We start from the raw sequence: 8,077 nt of genomic DNA on the forward strand, positions 1-8,077 counted from the left end.
CTGGACACCCGGCTGCGCAACGAGGCCCTGCACCAGGTGCTGCGCAGGCTGATGATCTCGCGGGGCAACCGGAGGGGGCGCGGCGGGTTCATCTCCTACGCTCAGCTCGGCATCAACCAGCTCGGTGCGGTGTACGAGGGGCTGATGTCCTACACCGGGTTCATCGCCAAGGAGGAGCTGTACGAGGCGGCCAAGAACGGCGACCCGTCCGGCGGGTCGTGGATGGTGCCGCACTCGAAGGTCGAGGACTACAGCGACGACGTGTGGGTGCGCGTCAAGGACGAGAACGGCAAGTCCACCAAGGAAAGCCCGATGGTGGTCTACAAGCCGGGGTCGTTCGTGTACCGCCTGGCCGGGCGGGACCGGGAGACCAGCGCGTCGTACTACACACCCGAGTCGCTGACCCAGTTGACCGTGCAGCTCACGCTGCGGGAGCGGCTGGACCAGGACGGGACGACCACCCCGGCGAGGGAACTGCTGGAGTGGACCATCTGCGAGCCCGCGCTGGGGTCGGGCGCGTTCCTGAACGAGGCCATCAACCAGGTAGCGGCTGAATACCTCAAGCGGGCGCAGGCCGAGCGCGGGGAGGAGTTGGACCCCGAGCGCTACGCGGTGGAACTCCAGAAGGTCAAGGCCTACATCGCCCTGCACCGGGCGTACGGGGTGGACCTCAACGGCACAGCGGTGGAGCTGGCGGAGGTGTCGCTGTGGCTGAACGTGATGTACCCGGGGTTGCAGGCGCCCTGGTTCGGCCTGCACCTGCGGCGCGGTAACTCGCTGATCGGTGCCGGGCGGCGGCTGTACGACCCGGAGACGGTGAAGAAGGGCGAGTGGCTCAAGAGCGCGCCGGTCGATCAGCCGTTCCGGGACGGGGAGATCTCGGAGGGGTACATCCACCACTTCCTGCTGCCCGCGCAGGGGTGGGGGAGTGTGGCCGCCGAGAAGGAGGCCAAGGCTCTCGCTCCGGAGGACACCGCGAAGCTAGGCGCGTGGCGGCGTGCGATGCGCCGGAAGCCCAAGACGAGCGGGAAGAACTCGCAGTTCCGGCGGTTGCAGGCGCTGTCGCGGAGGGCTGAGTTCCTGTGGGGGCTGGTGATCCGGCGGCTGGAGCTGTCCGAGCGGGAGATCAGTCGGCGGGTCGACGTGTACGGGGCTGACTGGATCGACCAGCCCGAGCACGCCATCCCGAGGGAAGAGGTGCTCGCGAACCTCACGGAGAAGGGCACCCCGTACTGGCGGCTCAAGACGCTGATGGACGCCTGGTGTGCGCTGTGGTTCTGGCCGGTGCAGAAGGCCGGACTGCTGGACGGCAGTGACGAGGTGTACAAGCGGCTGGAACGGTCGTTGGGGGCCAGCAGCGCTGGCGGTAACGACTCGCTCTTCGGATCCGCTCGGGAAAGCCTGGATCTGGCGGACCTGGAGAAGTGGCTCAAGTTCGCCGAGGCCCTGTTGGGGGCCCAGGACATCCCGGAAGGGACCCTGTTCAGCGAGATTGAGACCTTGGCTGATCTCGACGCTGCCGAGGACTCTCTTGCTCCTCTCATGGCGATGAAGGACGAGTTCCGGATGGGGGAGATATTCCCCTGGCTCCACGAGGTTGAGAACCTCGCTGAGCGGCACGGCTTCTTCCACTGGGAACTCCAATTCTCGCACCTCTTCAAGAACCGAGGCGGATTTGACATTCAGGTAGGAAATCCGCCGTGGGTTCGCCCTAACTGGGACGAAGACGCAGTTCTGGCCGAATTTGATCCTTGGTTCAAGTTGGCGGAGAAATCTCCTGCTGAGTCCAAGTTCGGCCGAAAAAATGAACTCCTCAAGTTTGATTCCCGTTGGAATGAATTCCTTAATGAGCTTTCGGGGATTGCTGGCCTCAGTGACTTTCTTTCGGGCGAAGCTACGTATCCTCCCCTGGTGGGGACTCAGCCTGACCTATATCGAGCATTTATGTGTCGTTCTTGGGGGAATATGGGTGAAGGGTGCAACATCGGCCTCGTTCATCCCAATACCCACTTCGGTGGCGTTCGGGAGCGCCATTTGAGGAGAGAATCTTATGCTCGACTCAAGTTTCTTGCATTCTTTGTGAATGGGGGGAACTGGGCATTTTCGAGGCCTGTCGGTGATACGGCAGAATTTGGAGTTCATGTTTATGGAGATCCGGGCGTGGTGGGCTTTGATTGCGTGAACCGCATATACTCACCTTCGGTGGTCGCTGGTTCCTTCGTTCATGATGGCCTAGGGGAAGTGCCTGGGATCAAGTATCATGGTGATTGGGATATTCGTCCGCATAAGAAGCGCGTTGTTCATGTGGATGAGGGCGTTCTGGGCGAGTGGTCAAAAGTTACCGCAATCGGAGGAGTTTCATCGCTAGAAGCTCCGCTTCTGTTCCCTGTGTCCAGTAGTGAAGCGGGTGCCATTTCTGCCATTGCTGCGTACTGTGGACGCTTGGGGGCAGATATTCAGATTGCTAGTGGTTATCATGAGGCGGGCGCAAAGAAGGATGGTCTAATTAGATGGAATTCATCTAGGCCAATTGATTTGCATGAAGCTATCCTCCAGGGTCCTCATTTTTCACAGGCGACGCCTTATGCAAAGATTCCTATGATTCCTTGCAAAAGCACGAATGATTGGGTTTCGTGGGACATTTCATCCCTTCCCGAGTCTGCGATCCCTCTCTGTAACTATGAGCGTGCAGGTTGCAGAAGTGACTATCTCGCTTCTCAAGATTCTTGGAACAAAAAGCGCTACACGGAGTACTATCGACTTGCTTGGCGGAGAAGGATTGCGTTCAACACCGAGCGGAGTCTGTTCGCTGCTCTAATTCCGCCCGGCCCTGCGCATGTTGATGCGGTCCACTCTATGTGGGCTGGTGATAACCAAATGACTGTGCTTAATACTGGTTTTTGGGCTTCGCTGCCACTTGATTACCTGCTGCGCATTACTGGTCGATCGGATTTGCGAAACACCGAGGCATATAAAATGCCTGCGCCGACGCCTGGGCATCTACTGGAGACTGCTCTCCTTGTGCGCTCCATGCGGCTCAACTGCCTCACTAATGCTTACGCTCCGCTCTGGGCTGAGCTCTATGATGAGTCTTGGCAGCAGGAAACCTGGGCGGTGAACTGGCCACGCCTGGCTCCCCTCGGCGAGGTCGGCCCTGAGTGGGAGTACGCGTCACCTCTACGCACCGAGTACGAGCGTCGCGCCGCACTCGTGGAGCTCGACGCCTTGGTTTCCGTATGGCTTGGTATCAGCGCTGACGAGCTGACCGCCGTCTACAAGTCTCGCTACCCGGTTCTGCACGACTACGAGGCGGACATCCACTTCGACGCCAACGGCCGCAAGATCGCCAAGAACCACAACACCTACGGCTACGGGCAGACGAAGGAAGACTTCCTCCACCTGAAGAAGTACCTGGACAAGGACGACCCCACGGATACCGTCCCTGAGGGGTACGCAGCCCCCTTCTACGACACCGACCGGGAACGCGAGTACCGCGAGGCCCACGCCCACTTCACCGAGATCGTCGAGCGCGCCAAGCGTGACGGCACCTGGGACGGGGAGGTCTGACCATGCAGCCCACGCTCGCCGCCGCCGAGGTCAAGCGCAACATCACTCAATACCTCTCCACGACTTTCGCGCTCGCTGACGAACCCGTCCGCGAAGGCCTGGAAGCCTTCTTCAACGACTCCAAGCAGGGCATCTTCCGGGGCCCCTACCTTCGAGTCCGCACGCCCTTCCGGCACTCGGACGACTCCTGGCACGAGCACCTCGAATGGCACCCGGCCGGGTTCAAGCCCTTCCTCCACCAGGCCAAGGCCTTCCAGCGCCTGTCCACCCTCCACGGCCCCGCCGAGCCCACCCTCATCACCACCGGCACCGGCTCCGGCAAGACCGAGTCCTTCCTCATCCCCCTCCTGGACCACTGCCGCCGCGAGCGCGCGGCCGGGAACACCGGCATCAAGGCCGTCCTGCTCTACCCGATGAACGCCCTGGCCACCGACCAGGCCCAGCGCCTCAACGAGTACCTCTCCGACCCGGCCCTGTCCCAGGTCACCGCTGGCCTCTACATCGGCGACACCCCGGAAACCGGCTACCCGCGTGTGACCACCGCCCGCGCGCAGATCCGCCGCCAGCGCCCCGACATCCTCATCACCAACTACAAGATGCTCGACCTGCTCCTCCAGCGCGAGCAGGACCTTCCCCTCTGGAAGGACTCCGCCCTGACCTACGTCGTCGTGGACGAGTTCCACACCTACGACGGCGCCCAGGGCACCGACGTGGCCATGCTGCTGCGCCGCCTGGCCGCCGCCACCGGCAACGCCCGGCCGGGCCGTCCGCTGGGCGACATCTGCCCCGTGGCCACGAGCGCCACCCTCGGCCAGGACGGCAAGGACGGCACCAACACCCCTGACACCACCCCCGACGGCGACGCCGCTCCCGGCGCCCGCATCCGCGAGGTCGCCGCGACCGTCTTCGCCACCGAGTTCGGCCCCGACTCCGTGGTGAGCGAGGATCGGCTGGCCGTCGACGAGTTCATGCACAAGCTGGACTACGAACTGCGGGTCCCCGACCCGGTCGTGGTCGCGCGCATCAAGGACCCGCACAGCGACCCCACCGCCATGGGCCGGATCATGGCCGCCTTCACCGACCGCGACGACCTCACCCCGCGCGAACTCGGCGCCGTCCTGCGCAGGCACATCCTCACCAAGGCCGTCCTGCACATCCTCGACGGCACGGTCGCGCCCATGGACAGGGTCCTGGAGGAGATTCCCGACCGCGGCGCCTACGCCTGGGGCCGCGCGCTGAGCAGCGCCCCCGAGCACGCCGCCGAGGCCCTGGCCCGCTACGTCGCCCTGCTCTCCACCGCCCGCGACCCCGACGCACCCGAGGGCGAGGACCGCCCCCTGGTCACCGTCGAGACCCACCTGTGGGTCCGCTCGGTCTCCCGCCTCCTGCGCGCCGTCGCCGACAAGCCCTCCTTCGCCTGGCACGGCGAGACCCTGCCCGCCCTGGGCACGGAGACCACCACCGCCAACCTCGGCCGCGCCAACCTGCCCGCCGTGTACTGCCGCCACTGCGGACGCTCGGGCTGGGCCGCCATCTCCCCGGAGTCATCGCCCTCCGACCTGGTCACCGACCCCGACAAGGTCTACCGGGGCGCCATCTCCAGCAAGAAGTACGTGCGCTCCCTCATCCGGGCCAGCCGCGCCGAGGCCAAGGAGCGCCCTGCCAGCACCCTGGTGCTCAACGCCGCGGGCACGCACCTGCGCCCGGTGGACGCCGCCGACACCGCCAAGCACGAGACCGGGCAGCTCGACGGGGTGTTCGTCCTCGCCGACCTGGGCCACACCAAGGAGTCCTTCCGGGCCGCCGAGAACGACCGCTGCCCGGCCTGCGCCGCCGACCAGGGCACCCGCTTCCTCGGTTCGGGCCTGGCCGCGCTCGCCTCGGTGGCCGTCACCGAGCTGTTCACCGGAGGCCAGCTCGCCCACGACGGCGAGGTCCCCAAGACGCTGATGTTCAGCGACTCGGTGCAGGACGCCGCCCACCGGGCCGGGTTCGTCTCCAACCGCTCCTACACCTTCTCCGCGCGCGCCCTGCTCGCCTCCCGCCTGCCCCCCGACGGCTCGCCCATCGACCTCAACGACCTCATCGCCGACACCGTCGAGCACGCCGAGGACCCCGCCTACCTGGCGTGCGTGGTCCCGCCGGACATGCACGACCTGCCCGGCATCGACCGGCTGCTGGCGGGGGAGAGCGGCGGCGGCACCCGCGAGTGGGACCTGGTCGGCGAGCGCCTGGCCTTCACCGCCGTGCTGGAGTTCGGGCTGCGCTCCCGCCAGGGCCGCACCCTGGAGCTGACCCGCACGGCCGCCGCCCAGGTCCGCCTGGACGAACCCGACCGCATCGCCGCGCTGGCCCGCGACATCCTCCAGCACAGCGGCGACCAGCTCGGCGAGCGCCTCGACCTCTCCGTCTTCCGGGGGTACGTGCGCGGCCTGCTGGAACGCGTGCGCACCCGGGGCGGGATCGGCCACCACTGGCTCGACCCCTGGGTCCAGAACGCGGGCACCAGGCGCTTCGGCACCATCTGGGGCCAGCGCCCCGACGGCATGCCCGCCTTTCCCAAACCCCGCGGCGGCTCCGGCCTGCCCGCGCCGCGCTTCGTCACCGACCAGCGCAAGGACCGCAGCGAGTTCGACTCCATCGCCGGAAGCAACACCTGGTACCAGGACTGGACCGTGCGCTGCCTCCAGGTGAAGGCCGACACCGTGCCCCGCTACCTGGGGCGGCTCCTGGACGTGCTGTACGACGAGGGCGTGCTCACCCGTACCACCGCCGCCGACGGCTCCACCCGCGTCTACGGCCTCACCCCGGGGCACGTCCAGGTCCGGGCCCTGGCCGACGGGGACGCCGTCGTCACCGGCGGCCTGCGCTGCCACGTGTGNTCCACCCCGACCACAGCGCCGACTGGGAGGCCGCCGCCTGCCCCCGCTACCGGTGCACCGGCCGCCTCACCGTCGACGAGGACCGCCGCTTCACCGACGACTACTACCGCCGCCTCTACCTGGAGGCCGACCCCTTCCGCATCACCACCGCAGAGCACACCGGCCAGCTCACCCGCGCCCAGCGCGAGCGCGTCGAGGACTCCTTCAAGCGCGGCACCCGTTACACCGACCCCAACGTCCTCTCGGCCACCCCCACCCTGGAACTGGGCATCGACATCGGCGCCCTGTCCGCCGTCCTGCTGGGCTCGCTGCCCACCGGACCGGCCAACTACGTCCAGCGCGCCGGGCGGGCCGGACGCCGCTCGGGCAACGCCTTCCTGCTCACCCTGGTCGGCCGCCGCGCCCGCGAGCGGTACTACCTGGAGGAGCCCCTCGACATGATCGCCGGGCAGATCGCCCCGCCCGGCAGCTTCCCCTCGGCGGTGGAGATCCTGCGCCGCCAGTACGCCGCCCACCTGCTCGACCTGGCCGCGCGCGGCGACCTGCCCGGCGTTCCCGCGCTGCCCGGACGTGCCGCCGACCTGTTCGGCGACCTGGGCTGGCTGCGCGGGTTCGTGGAGAGCGCCCTGGCATCCGGGGACCGGCTGGTCTCCGGCTTCCTCGACCTGTTCGACGGCGCCGGGGACGAGGTGGACCCCGACGCCGCCGCCCAGCTGCGCCACTACGCCACCGTGGGCCTGAAGGAGACCGTCGCCCGGGCCGAGGAGGTCTGGGCCGCGCGCCTGAACGACCTGCGCGAACGCGTGGAGACCGTCACCGGCTCCATCGACGCCCTGCTCGACTCCGACAAGGAGCAGAAGCGCCGCAAGCGCGCTCTCCAGGCCGAGCGCACCGCCGTGCGCAAGCGCATCGGCGAGATCGGCCGCACCAGCGCCCACGGCGCCCTGGTCGACCTGGGCGTGCTGCCCAACTACTCGCTCGTGGACGGCGCCACCGAACTGGAGGCCACCCTCACCTGGGACGAGCGCAACGCCGAGGGCGACCGCGACTTTCGCACCGAGGTGCGCGAGTACAAGCGCCCAGCGGCGCGCGCCCTCACCGAGTTCGCCCCCGGCAACCACTACTACGTGCGCGGCTACCGGCACACCGTGGACGGGCTCGACATCGGCTCCATGCCCCGTCCCGCCTGGCGGGACTGGCGGGTCTGCCCCGGCTGCGGGTACGTGCGCACCGACAACGCCGCCGCGGACACCTCCCCCTGCCCCCGCTGCGACAACACCGTCATCGCCGACCGCAGCAGCCTCTACCGGGTCCTGGAGCCCACCCGGGTCCACGCCCGCGACCGCCGCGAGGACGCCCTGATCCGCGACGAGCACGACGAGCGCCAGCGCGTCTTCTACGAGACGGCCACGGCCGTGGACATCCCCGAGGACGCGATCGCGCCCGGGGCCTGGCGCCACTCCGGGCGGGTGTTCGGCGTGGAGTTCACCCGCGAGGCGGTCATCCGCCGCTTCAACCTCGGCGCGCTGCGCATGAACCGGCCCGCCACGGTCACCTTCGCCGGAAACGAGGTCACCCCGACCCCGTTCCAGGTCTGCCGCGCCTGCGGCGGCGCCACCACCGACGAG

The 8,077-nt window shown here is 67.5% G+C and carries 2 protein-coding genes and 1 pseudogene; all 3 read left to right on the forward strand.

What is annotated here, in order from left to right:
- Window positions 1-1,566 precede the first annotated feature (1,566 nt).
- A complete protein-coding gene (locus tag D455_RS36250) occupies window positions 1,567-3,567 on the forward strand; it encodes an Eco57I restriction-modification methylase domain-containing protein (RefSeq protein ID WP_449289301.1) in 2,001 nt (666 codons plus the stop codon).
- A 2-nt stretch (window positions 3,568-3,569) separates the two neighbouring features.
- Window positions 3,570-4,322 (forward strand): annotated as a pseudogene (locus tag D455_RS35240) (DEAD/DEAH box helicase); the annotation flags it as partial.
- 2,123 nt (window positions 4,323-6,445) lie between these two features.
- Window positions 6,446-8,077, forward strand: a 1,632-nt coding sequence (locus D455_RS35870) for a helicase-related protein (protein WP_275040888.1), incomplete at its 3' end; no start/stop codon positions are given.

The sequence above is a fragment of the Nocardiopsis halotolerans DSM 44410 genome (assembly GCF_000341065.1).
Classification (GTDB): domain Bacteria; phylum Actinomycetota; class Actinomycetes; order Streptosporangiales; family Streptosporangiaceae; genus Nocardiopsis; species Nocardiopsis halotolerans.

Excerpts from the sequence above, each read along its gene's own strand:
- D455_RS36250 (WP_449289301.1), top strand. The coding sequence starts at position 1,567 with ATGGGGGAGATATTCCCCTGGCTCCACGAGGTTGAGAACCTCGCTGAG.